The following is an 18,481-nucleotide window of genomic DNA, read 5'->3' as shown; positions in this document are numbered from 1 at the left end:
GGGAAATTATTCAGAATCATCATGTTGTTTTTGTTTGATGGCACGGTAAATTTCTTCGCGATGTACTTCGATGGAACGCGGTGCATTCACTCCAAATTTAATATTACCATGTTCCAAAGTTTTAAATGCCACTATCTGAACAGCAATTCCTTTAATATTAACAGTGAGTGGCTCTTCAAAGGGAATAGTCATAATATTCATAAAAACCTCTTTACTTTTTAATATGTTATATCGCATGACCTGGCTAAATGCAACGTTAATCTTGCAGGATTTACGTATAAAAAAAACTTTATTTTCTACTTCTGTGGTCTATCCATCTATGGAATCCAGTGATGTTGCAAGCTTGCTAAATACCGCGAACATCGGTGCGGGGTATAACAGCTTGAGCAAGTGGTTAAATATTTTTTGAATTATAGAGATAGAGATGTCGGTCAATTATAGCATGGTGTTTATCAGCAGCTTGAGTCAAAACATCACGAACGACTTGCTCCATGATTACCGGGGGAGAAATTCTTTTAGCTTGCTCCAAGACTGCGATACGCTTTGATAAAGCGTCTGCTTCTTTTCCACCATAAAAGCTATTCACTAGGGTTTTATTCTTCTTCTCCAGGCATAGATCGATTGCCTGTTGAACATTTTTCAATGTTTGTAAATAATTGGAAGTCATGGATTTTTCCATGAGGTCGACTATAAAGTCTGAGGTAACTGACTCATGTCGCAATACCTTTGAGCAAGATTTTGCTAGACTGTTTATTTCCTTCTCATAATTATTGGTTTCATTCAGCAATAAATACTGCATGGCACGAGCACTTTGAGTTTGAATAAGGGCATCAAACGTTTCGTTATCGACTAAAGGGTATTTATCCTCTAATGACCCCATAGAATACCTCTCAAACAGCGATTATTGTCTATTATTGTAGTCTTAATTTTAAATTTTGCTGGAAAGCAGGTAATTAATTATTAAGCATTAAAATCTGAGCTGTTTGTTTAATACTTTCTAATGTCATTTACATGTTCGTGCTTTCTATAAGAGCGTTAAATAAAATCGAAGTTCTTGCGCTGAGTAAAATAAAAGTCTCGAGAAGTACAAATAAAATTAATAAACTCTATAATTACTCTGTAGCTTTGCCTTAATAAATTCTATGGCAATTGCTCCTGATAAGAAAATCAGTTATGATTGTGCGTTTTTTAAACCTTGCCTTACTTTATCTTACATTGAAGAAGGCTCTTACCCATAAGGAGAAACTCAGTGAGACATTATGAAGTAGTGTTTCTGGTGCATCCCGATCAAAGCGAACAAGTACCAGCAATGGTTGAGCGCTACGAGGGAATTATTACCAAACATGATGGTAAAATTCATCGTAAGGAAGATTGGGGACGCAGACAGCTTGCCTATACCATTAAAGACGTCCACAAGGCGCATTACATATTAATGAATATTGAATGTAACCAGGCTGCCCTTGATGAATTGAAAAATGCTTTTAAATTTAATGATGCCATATTAAGAAATTTAATCATCAAGCGTAAACACGCGATTACAGGCCCATCCGTGTTAATGAAAAAAGAAAAAGATGAAAGAGCAGCTTAAGGAGTAATATTATGTCAACTTCATATTTTCGTCGTAAGAAAATGCGTTTCAGTGCAGAAGGTAGCAGCGAAATTGATTATAAAGATATTAATGTGCTGAAAAATTATATCACTGAAACCGGTAAAATTGTTCCAAGTCGTATTACTGGTACACCAACTCGTCCTCAACGTCAGTTGGCGCAAGCCATTAAATGGGCTCGCTTCTTGGGATTATTACCCTATTGTGATAGCCACCGATAAAAAATGACGCGTTTTGGTGAATTATTGCGTAAGCAGGGGCGTTTCCTCTTAGAAAATGAGACTTACGCGCTAATCTACATCGCAATTTTAGCTTTAGTGCCCTTCGCAGCATGGCTATCCGTAGCAGTGATAGCCTTGATAACGTTGCGTAAAGGGTGGGGGGCTGGATTTAAAGGGTTGATGGCAGGAGTTTTAACATCATTGCTCCTATCATCACTCTCTCTATCCTGGTCTTTAGCTTTTATTACTGCTGTTATGGCTTTCTTACCTTGCTATTTGACTGCTGGCGTGTTGCATTCAACTACAAGTTGGCGTATTGCCATGAGCTTTATTGTTTTGCAAGCATTAATAGGCATTTTACTGCTCCATTGGTTCGCTCCCGCGTTTATAGCGGAGCAATATCAATTTATTCAGGCAGTATTAAAGCAGCTTAAGGGCGATGAGGTTATCGCTGATGTCCTGAACACTCCAGGTGCGCTGAATTCGGCTGTTATTGCGAATTATGTAATAGGTATTCAGGCAGTAAGTATTATTTTATCAGCGATTGCTTCATTAATGTTAGCGCGATCAGTCCAGTCTGGTCTGTTTTATCCAGGTGGATATCGGCAGGAAATGCTTGAGTTTCGTGCCAGTGCATCGGGTGTTGCTTTATTGGTTATTGCTGTAATAGGTACTTATCAGGAAATTCCTCTGGCAATAAGCGCTTTGCCCGTATTGGCTGTGTATTACGCAGGTGCAGGAATAAGCATAGGCTTTAATGCACTGAACAAAGGTAGAAGGGGTATAGGTAGATTAGTTTTGCTATTAATCCCTTTAATTTTGTTACCGTTTGTCATAATTCCCATTTATGTAATTTTAGGTGCTTTAGATAGTTTGTTTAATTTTAGATTGCGCTTGTCTGTTAAAACAGGTTGAGCAAAATAAGGGGTTATAAGATGGAAGTGATTTTATTAGAAAAAATTAGAAATTTAGGAAACTTGGGTGACAAAGTTAATATAAGGGCTGGATATGGCCGTAATTACCTTATCCCCCAAAACAAGGCTGTTTTTGCTACAGAGCAAAACATTGAACGTTTTGAGCAGCGTCGTGCCGAGCTGGAAAAGAAAGCTCAGCAATCGCTGGCAAGTGCTGAGCAACGTGCTGCCAAATTAAATGATATTACTGTTGTAATTTCAGCAATGGCCAGTGACGAAGGCAAGCTTTATGGATCCGTAGGTCCTAACGAAATCAGAGATGCGTTGAAAGAAAAATCAATTGAAATCAGCAAGCGCGAAATTGTGATGCCTGAAGGACCAATTCATTCAATTGGTGAGTATAGTGTTGAAATTCATGTTCACAGCGATGTTATTGCAAATTTGCAAGTTCAAATTGTGCCAGCAAAATAAAACCAAATAAAAAGAATCTGCGACTAGCAGATTCTTTTTACTCCCACTCCCAATTTTTACCCTGTTAATAATTCTCTAAACGCACTACTTCATAAGCGGGTTCTTCGTAAGGATGAGTAAATTTTAAGGCTTGTACTACTTTATCAATACAATTTGCTGAACAGATCATCTCTACTTTATATTCAGGAACTACAGTCAGCGTATTAATGGTGCCAACTGCAGGATTTGCACCAGCCAGAGGCTTAAACTGGCCTTGTCCTAAGCATTGCCAACAACAATATTCATAATCACCCTGTCTACCTGCTCCAGCTGTAAACACCGCCTGTTTGACTTGTTCAAGGTGACTCTTTGGAACATAAAATGATAATTTGTAGTTGATTAATTTTTCCACTTGATATTGCATCCCAAACTAGGTTTTTGTTCAATAGTAACTGGTTCATTTGCCAGCAAACTATCTAATGCCTGTCGTAAATAATCACCAGTCACGTCAATGTTATTCCCTGGACGAGAATCATCAAATTGCCCTCTATAAACCAAAAGAAGGTTAGAGTCAAAAATATAAAAATCAGGAGTACAGGCAGCCTGATAAGCTTTAGCCACTTCCTGAGTTTCATCAAATAGATAAGGAAAAGGATAATGCTGTTCAAGTGCTATTTTTTTCATGTTTTCAGGGGAATCATCAGGGTAGGCTAGCACATCGTTAGAATTAATAGCCAAAAAACTAACTCCCTTGGGCATATAGTCATTTGCCAGTTTTGTTAATTCATAATTAATGTGTTTCACATAAGGGCAGTGATTACAAATAAACATGATGACAGTAGCTTTACTATCCCAATTCTCATTGAAATTTACTATGGAGTTGTTAACAGTGTTAACTAATGAGAATTGTTTGGCGGGAGTACCTAAAGGAATCATATTTGAAGGAGTTTTAGCCATAATTTTTTATCCTTGTAAAAAAAACAACTTTAAAACAGCAATTAGAGCAAATAATGAATTAAGAATTGCCCATAATAAGGTAATCGATTTTCCCTTGTAAGTTGTATAAAACGCATAAATTGCAATGGAAAAGCTTCCTATGAAAAATACCCATTGATTCTCATAAGAAAAACCTACTGACAGGACTGCAATACCGGTAATTCCTATTAGAAGAAAAATATTATTTAATTGTCCACTCATAAAATAGAATGCTAACAATTGAATACAAAGGAGAATGGGTAAGGCCAATTGCAAGGTGGTGCCAATTCCCAAAAGAATGGCACCATGACCAGCCATAAGGATCATTTCAAGTGCAATGAAATAAATTAACTTGAAATGAATGGAGGTAAGAAGCAGTAAAGCGGATCCAAGCACATAATATTTCTCGGCGGGTGTATTAGCCAGCCCCAAAAGTAATATGAACGAGCCGATTACACCGACTAAAAGAAATAATTGATCCTGTCTTGTTGTTTTCACCTAATCACCAGCGTAAATAAATTCCTTTTTTTGTTGCATCAGTAATTACTTCATTCTGTGATTTATTAGTAGAGACCCAATAATTTCCCATATTACTTAAAGCAAATTTGACGCGTGGATATTGGCAAACCTCTAACACATCGCGACAATCCAGCGTCTTTATTGTTTCTTCTTCTTTAACAAAACATTGAAAATGTAAATTTTCAACATCTGAAGCAAAAGCTGCCCAATTTAAAGGATCCAGTTTTGCAGTAAGTGAGGGACTCATGAATACTTCACGGGTTTCAATCCGCTGTAATTCAATAGGTTTACTGCTACGGTTTTGGATGAGATAAAAAGATTGTTCACCTGTTTCATTAAGAATTAAGTGATGGTCGCTGAAACCGAATCCTCTAACTTCGCAACCATGAGGAAATGGTGTAGGAGCAGAGACAGCTCCAAATGCTTTACCCAGATATATAATAACCATTATTGCTGGCATCATTGCTCTACAAAATGACATGAAAAACCTCATAAAAATTTGGGAAGCGGTATTTTAATGATAACTGCATTAAAAGTGAATCAACTTTATATTATTCGCCATTAACTGCAACTTTGGTCTGGATCATTGGTGAGTAGGTTCGGTACATACTAAGAGCCAAATACATAACCACATAACTCACAGACAAGAATAACCAAAGATAATCGACATGAGGGTAAGTCCACAAAACCAAAGCTGAGCTAAGTCCATAAATTAGTGAGAAAGTATGCATAATAATTTTTAAATAACGATATTTAGTCAAATAATCAAGACGAGAGGGATAAACATATTTAATGGGTACGAAAATAAGTACGCACAAGAGAGCTAATATCCATGCATTGGTATACATTGAGGTGTCAAAAATGAACATGTAAAAAACAGCAATATTCCAGTAACAGGGGAAGCCCTTGAAGAAATGATCAGGTGTCTTTGCATCTATTTGACAAAATTGATAAGACGACGTGATTGTAATTGCTATGATAAGAATTAATAGATAATGTGCAGGCAACATGTCGGGTTTTACATAAAGGAAAAAGCAAGGTGTAATCACATAGTTTAAATAATCAACAATATTATCTAGTAGTGTTCCATCTATATTAGGAAGAACTGCTTTGACGCGCACTAACCTTGCCAATGTACCATCAACAGCATCAATGACGACCGTAATAGCCATAAACCATAGTGCCTGTATGTAATTATGTTGATAAATTTTGACAAGAGTCAGTACGCCGAAACAGGCAGCACTTGCTGTGAAGGCATGCACAGCCCAGGCAACCAAATAATGAGCGGGGTGGTAGCCTAGTTTTTTCTTCGTCATTGTTTATCCTAATTATGTAGTTACTCGTTCGTAATGCTTTTTATTTGTTTTTAATTGAGTAGTCAATACAAAGTAGTCAATACAACCCAAAATTAGCAAAATAGTAGCAACAATCAAAAGTAGTGTGCAAGAAACTAAATAAGGAATTCATGAATTTTATAAATATTGGTCGTTAGAATTATCATCTGTTGGACTTTTTGTTTTAAATATAACCGTTTACTGAGAGTTTGCGTCCAGCCTATCATAAGCTACACTGAAGAAAAATACTTGGAGGTAATAACATGATTATTCAAACTGTTAATCCGGCCACGGAAGAGGTATTAAAAGAATATCCCTTACTTAATGAAGAGCAGATAGAGGCCTGTATTGATGCCGCACAGCTTACCTTTAAGGTATGGAAAAAAACTCCTTTTTCTCAGCGTAAGCAACTGATGTTAAACATGGCAAAACTACTTAAAAATAAAAAGGATGAGCTGGCTTTATTAATTGCAAGAGAGATGGGTAAACCTATTACAGCAGGTAAAGCTGAAATTGAAAAATGCGCCTGGGTTTGTGAGCACTACGCTGAAAATGCTGAACAATACTTACAACCACGCATTATTAAAACTGAAATGAAGAAAACAAAGGTATGTTATCAACCGTTAGGGATTGTTTTTGCAATCATGCCCTGGAACTTTCCTTTCTGGCAGGTATTTCGTTTTGCAGTACCCGCACTGATGGCTGGAAATGCAGCTATTCTAAAACATGCGCCTATTTCTACAGGCACAGGCAACAAAATCGCTGAATTATTTGAAGAAGCAGGTTTTCCTAAACATTTATTTCAACATTTTATTTTGGATAATGATTTGGCTGCAAAGGTTATTGCCAATAATAAAATTGTGGCGGTGACATTAACTGGTAGCGAAAAAGCAGGGGCTGCGGTGGCTTCCAATGCGGCGAATCATTTAAAAAAAGCAGTCTTGGAGCTGGGAGGCAGTGATCCTTATCTGGTCTTGCATGATGCAGATCTTGATTTGGCGGCTAAAGCTATTGTCACCTCACGGCTAAATAATAGTGGCCAGGTTTGCATTGCAGCCAAACGTGTTATTGCAGTTGAACCTGTTCATGATGCACTGGTAGAAAAAATAAAGGCATTAATGGCCAATTACAAAATGGGTGATCCATTAGACGAAAAAACCAATTTTGGGCCTATGGCACGTGATGACCTGCGAAAATCGCTTCATGATCAGGTAGTGAAAAGCGTAAAATCAGGAGCGAAATTAATGGAGGGTGGTGAGATACCAAAACACAAAGGTTTTTACTATCCACCTACTTTATTGCTAAATGTAAAAAAAGGGATGCCCGCTTTTGATGAAGAGCTATTTGGCCCTGTTGTAGCTGTTACTAAAGCGAAGGACGAGGCTGAAGCTATTCAGCTAGCCAATGAAACTACTTATGGACTTGGAGCAGCTGTTTTCACTAGAGATTTAGACCGTGGTGAACATATTGCACAGTATGAAATTGAAGCAGGGGCTTGTTTTGTGAATGCACTTGTTGCTTCTGATCCCAGAGTTCCATTTGGTGGTATTAAACGTTCAGGTTTTGGACGTGAGTTATCTAAAGAGGGTATCTTGGAGTTTGTAAATATAAAAGCGGTTGCAGTTAACTAGGCAGCTGAAAATTGAATGGTGATACTGAGACGGAAGCTAAAAAAAAGCTAATTTGATTAAATTAATGAAATACTGGCTGTAAGTTGGCGCATAGAGGTATATAATTTGCGGCAAATTTTTATTTTCATGCCTAAATGAGGTGAATGAATGTCTTATAAATTTGAAGAGGGTAAGGATTTAATCATTGATGCGGTGGTCGAGCGATTAAAGGAAAAGATGGAAGGGGAGCAGGCTTCCCTTTGTGCCGAATTCGTTCGCCAATTTTACGGTACGGTAGCACTTGAAGATTTACGAGAATGGGATATAGAAGATTTATATGGTGCTGCGGTTAATTTTTGGTCTCTTATACAGCAGCGCGAACCTGATGAGACAAAAATCCGCATTTATAACCCTGATTTTGAACGTCATGGTTGGCAAACTACACACACCGTGGTCGAAATTATTACAGAAGACATGCCGTTTTTAGTCGACTCATTAAGAATGGTCATTAATCGTCTCGGTTTAGTCTCTCATTTAATTATGCACATGGGTGGCTTACGACTGCAGAGAAATAAAAATAATCAGGTTACAGCCATTTACCCACGTAAAAAAGAAGGTGATGTTGATGTTGATGGGGTATTGACAGAGGCTGCTATTTTTATAGAAATTGACCGACAAACAGATCCTTCGATTCTTGAGGATTTACATAATAATTTTGAGCGCGTCCTGGAAGACAATCGCGTTGTCGTAAAAGATTGGTTAGCAATGCGTAAAAAAGTTCGTGAAGCTATTGCAGAATTGGATCAGGTTTCTTCGGTTCTTGATCCCGCCGAAGTTGAAGAGACAAAAGCGTTTTTAAATTGGATAGAAGATCACCATTTTACCTTTTTAGGGGTCCGAGATTATGAATTGGTGCAAAGGGGGCAGGAAACTATTTTGCAGCCATTGCCGAACACAGGATTAGGTGTTCTTCGTCAAAGTATGAGCAAATCAAGTGCCCGCAGTATTTCTGCAATGACGCCGGAAGCCAGGGAACATACTTTGTCATCCCGTATTTTGGTCATGTCTAAAACCAATACGGAGGCTACTGTGCACCGACGCGCCTATACCGATTATATTGGCATTAAACGTTTTAATAAAAAAGGTCAGGTCATTGGGGAGCGTCGGATTATCGGCCTGTACACTTCAGCTGCCTATAATACCAATCCTAAGCATATCCCTTTTCTGCGCCATAAAGTGGCCTTAATCATGAAAAACTCAAATCTCAATCCTCGTGGACATGCCGGTAAGGTACTTTTAAATATATTAGAAACCTTGCCTCGTGACGATTTGATTCAAGGCTCTGAAGATGAGTTATTAGAAATTGCAATGGGTATCTATTACATGCAGGAGCGTCGTCGTATTCGTATGTTTGCTCGTGTTGATGTTTACCGTCGTTTTGTGTCCTGCTTGGTCTATGTACCAAAAGAACGTTTTAATACGGAATTACGGCAAGAAATGCAAAAAGTACTCGCCGAAAGCTTTAATTCTCATGAAATTACCTTTTCAACTTGGTTTTCTGAATCAGTTTTAGCGCGTATTCATTTTATGATACGCACTAATCCACAAGATACGACACAATGGGATTTCAAGGAAATTGAACAGCGTTTAATTGAAATAGGGCGCACATGGACTGATGATTTGCAGCATTTCCTATTCGAAACATTTGGTGAAGAAAATGCAAATAGGTTATACAGTCGTTATAAACATGCATTTCCTGTAGCTTATTCTGCAAATTTTTCGCCAAGAACAGCTGTTTATGATGTCAAACATATAGAGACCTTATCGCCAACCAATCCTTTGGTGATGAACTTTTATAAATTAATGGATGAAAAAACAGAAAATTTTCGCCTAAAGATTTACCAACATGATAGTACCATTCCTCTTTCAGATGTATTACCCATTGTAGAACGTTTGGGCATGCGAGCCATTAGTGAGCGGCCTTATCAATTAAAATTTGAAGATGGCAGAGAAACCTGGATTAATGACTTTGCACTGCAATATACTCGTGGAACGCAGTTTGAAATAGATGATATTAAAGACCTGTTTCAAAATGCATTTGCCAGCGTGTGGTTTGGGGAAGCAGAAAATGATGGCTTTAATCAATTGGTTCTTGGGGCAGAGCTGGATTGGCGACAGGTCGCTGTTTTGCGAACTTACGCTAAATATTTTAAACAAATTGGCTTTACTTTCAGTCAGGAATATATTGAATCAGCGCTCAACAATAATACATCTATTGCTAAAAAATTGGTGGCTTTGTTTGAGACACGCTTTAATCCTACTTTTGAAAATAATCGGGAGGAAGAGTGCAGTAAAATAGCCAATGAAATTTTTATGGCGCTTGATGATGTTGCTAACCTTGACGAAGATAAAATAATCAGGCAGTACGTACAAATTATTCAATCAACATTAAGGACCAACTATTATCAAATTGATAAAAAAGGTAATAATAAAAGTTATATCTCGGTTAAATTAAATAGTAAGGAAATCCCGGGAGTACCCAAACCTTATCCGATGTTTGAAATTTTTGTTTATTCGCCCAAAGTTGAGGGAGTTCACCTGCGCGGTGGCCGCGTTGCTCGTGGAGGATTGCGCTGGTCTGATCGCCGCGAAGATTTCCGCACAGAAATATTGGGTCTCATGAAAGCGCAACAGGTTAAAAATGCAGTTATTGTTCCGAGTGGAGCAAAGGGAGGTTTTGTACCAAAGCAGCTGCCTGTTAGTGGAACGCGCGAAGAAATTCTGGCCGAAGGTATTCGATGTTATAAACTCTTTATTCGCGGTTTGCTTGATATCACTGATAACTACAATCACGGCACGGTTGTCCGGCCCGTCAATGCGGTCTGCTATGATGAGGATGATCCTTATTTAGTCGTCGCAGCAGATAAGGGTACCGCGACGTTCTCAGATATTGCTAATGAAATTTCACTGGAATATGGTTTCTGGTTAGGGGATGCTTTTGCTTCAGGAGGTTCAGTAGGTTATGACCATAAGAAAATGGGAATTACTGCAAGAGGAGCCTGGGAATCTGTAAAACGTCACTTCTATGAAATGAACCGTGATATTCAAACCAGTGACTTTACTGTGGTTGGTATTGGTGATATGGCCGGTGATGTATTTGGAAATGGCATGTTGCTGTCCCGACATATTAAATTACTGGGTGCATTTAACCACATGCACATTTTTGTTGACCCAGATCCAGATCCGGAAACAAGCTTTAAAGAACGCGAACGTTTATTTAATCTGCCTCGCTCTACCTGGGTTGATTATGATAAGAAACTTATTTCTAAAGGTGGTGGTGTTTTTAATCGAAGTGCCAAATCAATTACTGTTAGTAAAGAAATGAAAGAAGTATTTGATATCAAACAAGCCTCCATCGAACCTAATGAATTAATACGCCTACTTTTAAGAGCAAAAGTGGATTTGTTATGGAGTGCTGGAATTGGTACTTTTGTCAAAGCACAGACAGAGAGTCACAGTGATGTTGGCGACAGGACAAATGATGTCATCCGTATTAATGCCAAGCAGCTGCGTTGCAAAGTAGTGGGTGAAGGCGGAAATTTAGGTTTAACCCAATTAGCGCGAGTAGAATATGCACTGAATGGTGGCCTTATTTTTACTGACTTCATTGATAATTCAGCGGGTGTTAATTGCTCGGATAAAGAAGTTAATATCAAAATTTTGCTTGATGGCATTGTTGCTGCTGGTGATTTGACGGACAAACAGCGAAATGAATTACTGAGTGAAATGACTGATGAAGTGGCGGCATTGGTGTTGAGAGATAATTTTGCTCAACCTCGAGCCATTAGTCTTGCTGCCATGCAATCTGCACAGTCGGTGGAACTTCATAGTCGCTACATTAACGAGTTGGAACGAAGTGGCAAACTGGATAGAGAGCTTGAGTTCTTGCCCAATGAGAAAGTTTTGATGGAGCGTAAATTAATGGGCAAAGGTTTGACTCGTCCTGGTATTGCCGTATTGCTCTGTTACACCAAAACTATTTTAAAAGAGCAAATTTTGGCTTCCAATGTTCCAGAAGATTCTTTCTTAAAGGGAATCTTAGTGGGTTGTTTCCCCAAACCATTACAAGAACGCTTTAGTAACCAAATACAAAATCATCCACTAAAGCGTGAAATTATTGCAACCCGATTAAGTAATCTTATTGTCAATGAAATGGGCTTCACTTTTGTTTATCGATTGCAAGATGAAACCGGTGCACCTGTTTCTGCTATTGTACGTGCTTATATGATCGCAAGAAGCGTTCTTGATCTTGAAACAATCTGGAATGAAATTGCCGCATTGGGCACCACCATCACTGCAGAAAAACAAAATGAACTCATGATGCTTTACTTGCGTTTATTAAGACGTGTAACGCGCTGGTTCTTAAGAAGTCAACGAATGGGTTTAAATATTAGTAAAGCTGTGAAGCATTATGGTCCCGGTGTTAAAGAATTTAAAAAAGCCTTCCCACAAGTCCTTGGTGAAAGCAACCGTGCCCAGTATGATAAGCATTTTGATGAGTATATAGAGTTAGGTATCCCAAAGAAACTTGCTCACGAGTTGACGTTAACTCGCGCCTTATTCTCTGCTTTGGATGTCATTGAAGTAAGTCATCATACAGGAATTGGGGTTGCAAAAGTTGCGGAAATTTATTTTGGTATTGGTGAATTTCTCAATCTGGCCTGGATTCGCACCCAAGTCATTTCTCATCCTACAGAAACTCACTGGGAATCTTTGTCAAGAGAGGCCTTACGTGATGATTTGGATTGGCAACAACGACAACTTACTGCAGGCATTATCAATTTTTCTGATAGAGAAAAAGACTTTATGCATTCTCTAGCTCTTTGGTCAGAGAATCATCTTAGTCTCATTGATAGATGGCGTCATGTTCTTGCTGATTTACGTTCTAGTCCTACTCTAAATTACACCATGTTTTTTGTGGCCATTCGAGAGTTACTGGACTTAACGCAAACAACTATACAGATGTCCACCAAAGAGGTAGCATAACTGAGCATTATTAATGCCTACTTAAATATCAATCAGGATGACGCCTTGTTTATATTGATATAAAGTGTGATTGCCCTGTCACGCACTTTTGGCAATTTGATAACAAGTGCTTATTTACCTTATAATAACGCGTCATCCCACTCTCCAGCTTGAGAATTTATGAAATACTCATTAATGGTTCTCTTCTTTTGTTTACATCCCATTATCGGCAATACTGCAAGTCAAATTTTGGTTCTTTCAGGTGGCGACAATCCTGGGCTCAATCATTACTCACAGTATTTACAAACGAAAACGCTTTATGAATTCCTGGTTAATCAATATGGCAAGAATAGCGTAAGCCTCTATTTTGGAGCCGGAAACAATGAACTTCGCCAACCACTGCCTCTAGACGTTCATAAAAAAATCAATACAAAAACGGATAAATATGATAAAACGGATCAAATGCTAACTGGTATCATTCCAGATAATCATAGTGCCACCAAGGAACAAGTCAGTGCTTATTTTTTATCCCCTAAAATTCTCTCATTAAAATCTAAAGATAACCTATTCCTTTTTGTGAGCGATCATGGAATGCCCTATGGTTTTTTCGAAGATAAAAATGCCGATCCCTATAGCAATAATTGCATTGACTTATGGCACTATAGCAAACCTTTTATTAATAATTTTATTAATGAGAATCATTTTAATAATGCTTGCCTATCTAAAAATGAACTCAGCTCACTGCTTGAACAAGTTCCAAGCCAGCATATTGTGTTTGTGATGTCACAATGTTATTCCGGAGGTTTTCACCAATTATCAGTCAAGCTTAAAAATAATTATCCTAGTGCCAATCCCAAAATTTGTGGGTTTACTGCCGCCCCCCCAGACCATTATGCTTCAGGTTGCACAGCCGATGCTGACGGGGCTACTTATCAAGGCTATGAACGATCGTTCACTGAAGCGTATACAGGGACTGGCATATTGAACGCTCAAAAATTAAAAGATCCCGCAAAAGATATAATTACTGCTCATCAGCAAGCAATATTAGATGACATGACTGTAGATATACCTATCAGTACTTCTGATTATTATCTATTGTTATGGGCCGATTATTTTATGAAAGAGCAGTTTTCCTCTCGCATTGCTAAGTTTAACCAACAAGCCATTCAAATAATATTTACTAATTATAAAAATGAACTTAAGTCAATCAACAACCAGGACTTAAATCAATTTATTGATTTAACCAAAGCCAATGAAACTAAAATTTTTTCTTTACTTCCAGAAGCAAAAGAGTTCGCACAGCTTTCTATAGCGCTGCAAGCTAAAAAGATCACTGAATTAGAGCAACAAATTAAAGAACAAGGTGATGAGTTAGAGTCAACCTGGGATGGTATGATGAATCTTTATAAGAATATAATCAATAGACAATGGAATGAACAAATTACCAACTTAAATCCCAAGGGCTATCAATTCGAACAAGAATTCTATCAAGCAATTATAAAACAAGGACTATATAAGCGTCCCTTCCAGCTAGACATGTATTACTTGCAATATTTATCTGCAAAGAACAATGACAAGGATTTAATAGATTATCAAAAAAACAGGCTACAGGTTATTAAACAATGGGCTGAGGAAAAACATAATCCAACTTTGGTTAATGCGATAGATTACTATCAATCCTTGGAGAAAAAGCAACAGCAACTACAAGACGTTATTGCTGAAAAGGAGAAAAATAAACAATTATTAAAGCGTATTTTAACCTACAACAAAGTTATTGCCGCCTGGGTTACTTTAATTAAAATTAACGATAAAACTGCTTTAAATGAATTGCAAGGATTATTGGACTGTGAACATTCTGAGCTGCGGAATGTGTGATCAAGGCTGTTCTCATAGTATTTTTGTTGTATTGTCAGACTTGATTGTAGGGCTGGCAGAGGTAAAATGCAGCTATCATAATTAATAAGGAAGCTAAATGTTAGAACCTGCTAAGGAATACTCTCCAAGTTTTAAATTTATTCATTGGTTTATTGCCCTGTTAGTGATACTGATGCTAAGTGCAGGCTTTTTTTTAGAAGACTTACCTGAGCAGTATATAGGCTCTGCCTTTATGGTTCATAAATCAGTAGGCATTACTATTCTGTTCCTCATGATTTTTCGTTTAATTTGGGTCGGTTATCAAGGAAAGCTGCCTTTACCAGACTCAGTCCCTGTATGGGAAAGAGTATTTTCTCGTTTGGTGCAGTATAGTCTTTATCTTTTTTTAATCCTTATGCCTTTAAGCGGGTGGATAATGTCTGTTGCTGCAGAAAGAGTACCTGCTTATTTTGGCTTGTTCTCAATATCGTTACCTTGGATTAAACCTGATAAACAACTGGCGCATTTTATGGAAGAGGTTCATGGCGTCATTGCCTGGATTCTCATTGGTTTGATTGTTCTACATATCATGGGGGCATTGAAGCATCATTTTTATGATAAAGATAATGTGTTGCTCACCATGTTGCCTCGACGCAAAAAAACCAAGACAACAGGTGAAATGGTCAGAGATTCTTAAGGATAATCATTTGCTGTTGATCTTCAAAATATATTTGTTGCGGGTGTTCTCGTAGAATGCTCGCCGCAATAAGAAAGTTATTATTTCCAAGAGGACAAAAATCAACTAACTCACCAACTTCTACTTGTTTCGAGCTATCAAGTAATCGTTTACCAGCAAGCAAAGATGCTGTTGACTCTATAATAAATAATTGTAAAGCGTGTTTTAATTTGGCCCTATAATGGGTTCGCGCAATAATTTCCTGTCCTTTATAACATCCTTTATCGAAATTTAAGTATCCGGATAAGTGTAAATCAAGGCGATGAGGTAGAAATAATCCTCTTGTATCAGGATAAATTTGAACCTGCTTTTGCTTAAGCATGAAATAATGCCATGGCAATGACCCAGCATATTGATTTGCTCTAACAAAGGGCTCGATAAACCGAGGAGCATGTTCACTATTTACGATAAAAAGATAAAAGTTATCATGAACGCAATAACTATAGAATGCGTCTGTGCCTATGGCAGATAAAGGATTGGAGGGTAGGGACACATTACCAGGTAACAAATCATACGGATTGGCTAAATAAAAACCGTAGATAAGGTTAGTTTCATCTGATTCAATGGTTACTTTAGACAACATGGCTGTTTTAAGCAGAGAATTTTGTGTGTCTAGGAGCATGTCTTTAGGTAAAACCAATTGAAAATGCTGCCAGTGAATGACATCTGGTAAACTTAAAACTCTTCCTTTTAAATTGCATTGCGCGCCCTGGCGCATTGTGTCTGGTGTAACTTTGCGTAGATCACACGTTAATTGACCTTGTAAGAACTCTTGTGCGCGTTCACCTACAATTCGTAGCATCCCCAGATGGGATAAGTCAAACAAATAATTTTTTTGTTGCTGCAGAACAAAAGCATCCTCTAAGGGAGGGATAAACGAATAGGAACGATGATTGATTAAGTAATTAGCTAAATTCATTTTTAGATAGATTAGATTGCGATAAAGAGGAAGTTTAGTGTAACATCCCCTGGGATGACAATCGGTAATGCAATGATTACACCTTTAAGAAAAGCAAAATTTCTCTGGCACTGTAGACGAGGCATGCTCGAGTTGGATTTAATCCTAACTCGTTTTGCTGAAACTTACCTGGATAAACTTACTGATCAGCAACTCAACGCATTTGATAAATTATTAGGTTGTATTGACCCTGAACTTTATAGCTGGTTAATGGGTTATGAAAGCCCTGCCGAAAAGGAATTAGTTGAAATTGTTGAATTTATTAAATTGCACGATCATTTTCGGTAGGTCAAAACATTTTTTGCGTATTGCTGTAATAACTTATGGTTGTGCCTTACTGGTGTTACTTAATTGTAACTGGCCAATAGGAATTAAATCAGCAACAGGATTTTTATTGCTACTTCAGTGCATTCGAATTTTTTGCAAGCCAACCCCTCATCCTCAATTACAACAATTAACTTGCACGAATAAAACATGGTTATTGTATAGATACAATCATTCTGCGCCACTGATCTATGAAAAAATTCGTCTTATAATTGATACAGGTTTATTTCTGCTGTTGGAGTTAAGAGCTACCCATGAAGCCCGGCTCTTAGTCATTTTTTCGGATCAAATCGATGATTCTACTCATAGGTATTTGAAATTATACGAAAAATTTATTCAGTCTTCAGACACATTCAGTTAGCAGAAGCTTACAGCAAAAACCTATGTTAGAATGCTGCAATAATAATAAACCACGACTTTTATGCTTGAGAGTGATCGCTTGATAAGTGCAAGTTCAGCAGCCTCAGAAGAGGCGCTGGATCGTGCTATTCGACCTTTAAGTCTGGATGAATATATCGGTCAGGATGCTGTTTGTTTACAAATGCGCATTTTTATTGAAGCTGCTAAAAATCGACGCGATGCTTTGGATCATGTGCTCATTTTTGGACCTCCAGGTTTAGGAAAAACCACATTAGCAAACATTATTGCTCATGAAATGGGGGTTAATTTACGACAAACTTCTGGTCCTGTACTTGAACGGGCTGGTGACATTGCTGCTATCTTAACTAATCTTCAGGAGAATGATGTCCTGTTTATTGATGAAATACACCGATTAAGCCCTATCATTGAAGAAATACTCTATCCAGCCATGGAGGATTACAAACTGGATATTATGATAGGGGAAGGGCCCGCTGCTCGCTCCATTAAACTCGAATTGCCACCCTTTACGCTCGTTGGAGCGACAACAAGAGCTGGATTACTGACTTCTCCCTTGCGTGATCGATTTGGTATTGTGCAACGCCTGGAATTTTATTCGGTTAGCGCTTTGTGTCATATTGTATCACGCTCAGCCAAATTATTGGGTGTGAAGGCGGATGAGGATGGTGCAAAAGAAATCGCGATGCGTTCTCGAGGGACCCCGCGGATTGCAAATCGCCTGTTGCGTCGCGTTAGGGATTATGCCGAAGTGAAAGGTAAAGGAATTATTACCCTGGAGATCGCTAAACGTGCATTGGAAATGCTGGATGTCGACCAGCATGGGTTTGATTTAATGGATAGAAAATTAATTCTTGCAGTCATTGAACGCTTTGATGGCGGACCCGTCGGTATTGATAGCATCGCAGCGGCAATTGGAGAGGAAAAGGGGACAATAGAGGACGTGCTGGAGCCTTATTTAATCCAGCAAGGATTTTTAATGCGCACTCCCCGAGGTCGAGTGGCGTCCCAATTGGCTTATCAACATTTTGGCATTCCTATGGTTGCACAGGAATAGATTGCCATGACTAACCTGCATCATTTTAACCTCCGAGTTTACACTGAAGATACGGATATGATGGGCATTGTCTATCATGCCAATTATTTACACTTTTTTGAGCGAGCTAGAACCGAAATGATACGAGCCTCAGGTCTGTCTCTGAGTAAGTTGGCAACTTACGATTGTCATTTCGCTATTCATAATGTAAAACTGCGGTATCTAGCGCCTGCTCGTCTGGATGATTTACTAACTGTCGTATCAAAAATTACTGAGCAAACCTCATGTAGTTTCACGTTTGAACAAATCCTTTATAATCAGGATAGTAAACAACTATGTCACGGGCTGATTCAAGTGGTCACTATCGACGGACGGATGAAGCCCAAGCGAATACCAAAAAATTTATTTGAAGTTGAAGTTTGAATTGTTAAAATTGCTATCATCATGCAGTATAACTGGGCTTATAGCTTGTTTTGCCACAAGTGATGATTCCCATTAAACGCCTGGATAAACAAAAGTTGGAGGAAAAAGTGGGTAGCCATAC

20 protein-coding genes are annotated in these 18,481 nt (G+C 38.2%); 12 read left to right on the top strand and 8 right to left on the bottom strand.

Annotation, left to right across the window (positions count from 1 at the left end):
* Positions 1-6: 6 nt before the first annotated feature.
* Together clem_RS07065 and clem_RS07060 are read right to left on the bottom strand one after the other, a co-directional pair.
* Positions 7-201: a carbon storage regulator gene (locus clem_RS07065; protein ID WP_094090988.1), complete on the bottom strand. Its 195-nt coding sequence runs from the start codon at positions 199-201 to the stop codon at positions 7-9.
* Between the two features lie 193 nt (positions 202-394).
* On the bottom strand, positions 395-880 hold the full coding sequence (locus tag clem_RS07060) for a hypothetical protein (protein WP_094090987.1): 486 nt from the start codon (positions 878-880) through the stop codon (positions 395-397).
* A gap of 369 nt (positions 881-1,249) precedes the next feature.
* Here clem_RS07060 and rpsF point away from each other — a divergent pair, with 369 nt between their 5' ends.
* From rpsF to rplI, 4 genes are read left to right on the top strand one after another with little or no spacing between them, the layout of a single operon-like run.
* Positions 1,250-1,588 (top strand): 30S ribosomal protein S6, encoded by a 339-nt coding sequence (rpsF, locus tag clem_RS07055; protein WP_094090986.1) that lies wholly within the window; start codon positions 1,250-1,252, stop codon positions 1,586-1,588.
* Positions 1,589-1,599: 11 nt separating this feature from the next.
* Entirely contained in the window at positions 1,600-1,827 is a 228-nt protein-coding gene (rpsR, locus tag clem_RS07050; RefSeq protein ID WP_094090985.1) for a 30S ribosomal protein S18, read from the top strand.
* Positions 1,828-1,830: 3 nt separating this feature from the next.
* A complete protein-coding gene (locus tag clem_RS07045) occupies positions 1,831-2,742 on the top strand; it encodes a hypothetical protein (protein ID WP_094090984.1) in 912 nt (303 codons plus the stop codon).
* Between the two features lie 20 nt (positions 2,743-2,762).
* Entirely contained in the window at positions 2,763-3,212 is a 450-nt protein-coding gene (gene rplI / locus clem_RS07040; protein ID WP_094090983.1) for a 50S ribosomal protein L9, read from the top strand.
* A gap of 64 nt (positions 3,213-3,276) precedes the next feature.
* On the opposite strand, the gene clem_RS07035 is transcribed toward rplI, so the two are convergent.
* The 5 genes from clem_RS07035 to pcsA all read right to left on the bottom strand — a co-directional run bounded on the left by clem_RS07035 (position 3,277) and on the right by pcsA (position 6,001).
* Entirely contained in the window at positions 3,277-3,603 is a 327-nt protein-coding gene (locus tag clem_RS07035; RefSeq protein WP_232505592.1) for an NGG1p interacting factor NIF3, read from the bottom strand.
* A complete protein-coding gene (locus clem_RS07030; protein WP_094090981.1) occupies positions 3,591-4,148 on the bottom strand; it encodes a thioredoxin family protein in 558 nt (185 codons plus the stop codon). Before clem_RS07030 ends, clem_RS07035 begins: the two co-directional genes overlap by 13 nt.
* Positions 4,149-4,154: 6 nt before the next feature.
* Positions 4,155-4,664, bottom strand: coding sequence for a hypothetical protein (locus tag clem_RS07025; RefSeq protein ID WP_198333208.1), 510 nt, complete (start codon positions 4,662-4,664; stop codon positions 4,155-4,157).
* Between the two features lie 4 nt (positions 4,665-4,668).
* Positions 4,669-5,133, bottom strand: coding sequence for an enhanced entry protein EnhB (locus tag clem_RS07020; protein ID WP_232505591.1), 465 nt, complete (start codon positions 5,131-5,133; stop codon positions 4,669-4,671).
* A gap of 103 nt (positions 5,134-5,236) precedes the next feature.
* Positions 5,237-6,001, bottom strand: coding sequence for a phosphatidylcholine synthase (pcsA, locus tag clem_RS07015; RefSeq protein WP_094090980.1), 765 nt, complete (start codon positions 5,999-6,001; stop codon positions 5,237-5,239).
* Positions 6,002-6,282: 281 nt separating this feature from the next.
* Here pcsA and clem_RS07010 point away from each other — a divergent pair, with 281 nt between their 5' ends.
* The 4 genes from clem_RS07010 to clem_RS06995 all read left to right on the top strand — a co-directional run bounded on the left by clem_RS07010 (position 6,283) and on the right by clem_RS06995 (position 15,205).
* Entirely contained in the window at positions 6,283-7,650 is a 1,368-nt protein-coding gene (locus tag clem_RS07010; RefSeq protein WP_094090979.1) for an NAD-dependent succinate-semialdehyde dehydrogenase, read from the top strand.
* Positions 7,651-7,797: 147 nt separating this feature from the next.
* Positions 7,798-12,675, top strand: a complete 4,878-nt coding sequence (locus tag clem_RS07005) for an NAD-glutamate dehydrogenase (RefSeq protein WP_094090978.1) — start codon at positions 7,798-7,800, stop codon at positions 12,673-12,675.
* Between the two features lie 159 nt (positions 12,676-12,834).
* A complete protein-coding gene (locus clem_RS07000; RefSeq protein ID WP_232505590.1) occupies positions 12,835-14,529 on the top strand; it encodes a hypothetical protein in 1,695 nt (564 codons plus the stop codon).
* 97 nt (positions 14,530-14,626) lie between these two features.
* Positions 14,627-15,205, top strand: coding sequence for a cytochrome b (locus clem_RS06995; RefSeq protein ID WP_094090977.1), 579 nt, complete (start codon positions 14,627-14,629; stop codon positions 15,203-15,205).
* Here clem_RS06995 and ygfZ read toward each other — a convergent pair.
* A complete protein-coding gene (gene ygfZ / locus clem_RS06990; protein WP_094090976.1) occupies positions 15,192-16,163 on the bottom strand; it encodes a CAF17-like 4Fe-4S cluster assembly/insertion protein YgfZ in 972 nt (323 codons plus the stop codon). The genes clem_RS06995 and ygfZ overlap by 14 nt on opposite strands.
* 72 nt (positions 16,164-16,235) lie before the next feature.
* Between ygfZ and clem_RS06985 the strand changes: the two genes are divergently transcribed.
* Genes clem_RS06985 through clem_RS06970 form a run of 4 tightly spaced genes read left to right on the top strand, consistent with a single transcriptional unit; the run spans position 16,236 to position 18,360 of the window.
* On the top strand, positions 16,236-16,490 hold the full coding sequence (locus clem_RS06985) for an FAD assembly factor SdhE (RefSeq protein ID WP_094092300.1): 255 nt from the start codon (positions 16,236-16,238) through the stop codon (positions 16,488-16,490).
* A 52-nt stretch (positions 16,491-16,542) separates the two neighbouring features.
* Positions 16,543-16,887 (top strand): hypothetical protein, encoded by a 345-nt coding sequence (locus clem_RS15405; protein WP_408606893.1) that lies wholly within the window; start codon positions 16,543-16,545, stop codon positions 16,885-16,887.
* Positions 16,888-16,947: 60 nt separating this feature from the next.
* The gene (ruvB, locus tag clem_RS06975) at positions 16,948-17,958 is read left to right on the top strand and encodes a Holliday junction branch migration DNA helicase RuvB (protein ID WP_094090974.1); all 1,011 of its coding nucleotides are present in this window, start codon (positions 16,948-16,950) and stop codon (positions 17,956-17,958) included.
* 6 nt (positions 17,959-17,964) lie between these two features.
* On the top strand, positions 17,965-18,360 hold the full coding sequence (locus tag clem_RS06970; RefSeq protein WP_094090973.1) for a YbgC/FadM family acyl-CoA thioesterase: 396 nt from the start codon (positions 17,965-17,967) through the stop codon (positions 18,358-18,360).
* Positions 18,361-18,481 lie beyond the last annotated feature (121 nt).

It is taken from the genome of Legionella clemsonensis (genome assembly GCF_002240035.1).
Taxonomy (GTDB): Bacteria; Pseudomonadota; Gammaproteobacteria; order Legionellales; family Legionellaceae; genus Tatlockia; species Tatlockia clemsonensis.
The sequence above is the reverse complement of the archived record's forward strand: the minus strand, read 5'-3'. Positions and strand labels throughout refer to the sequence as shown.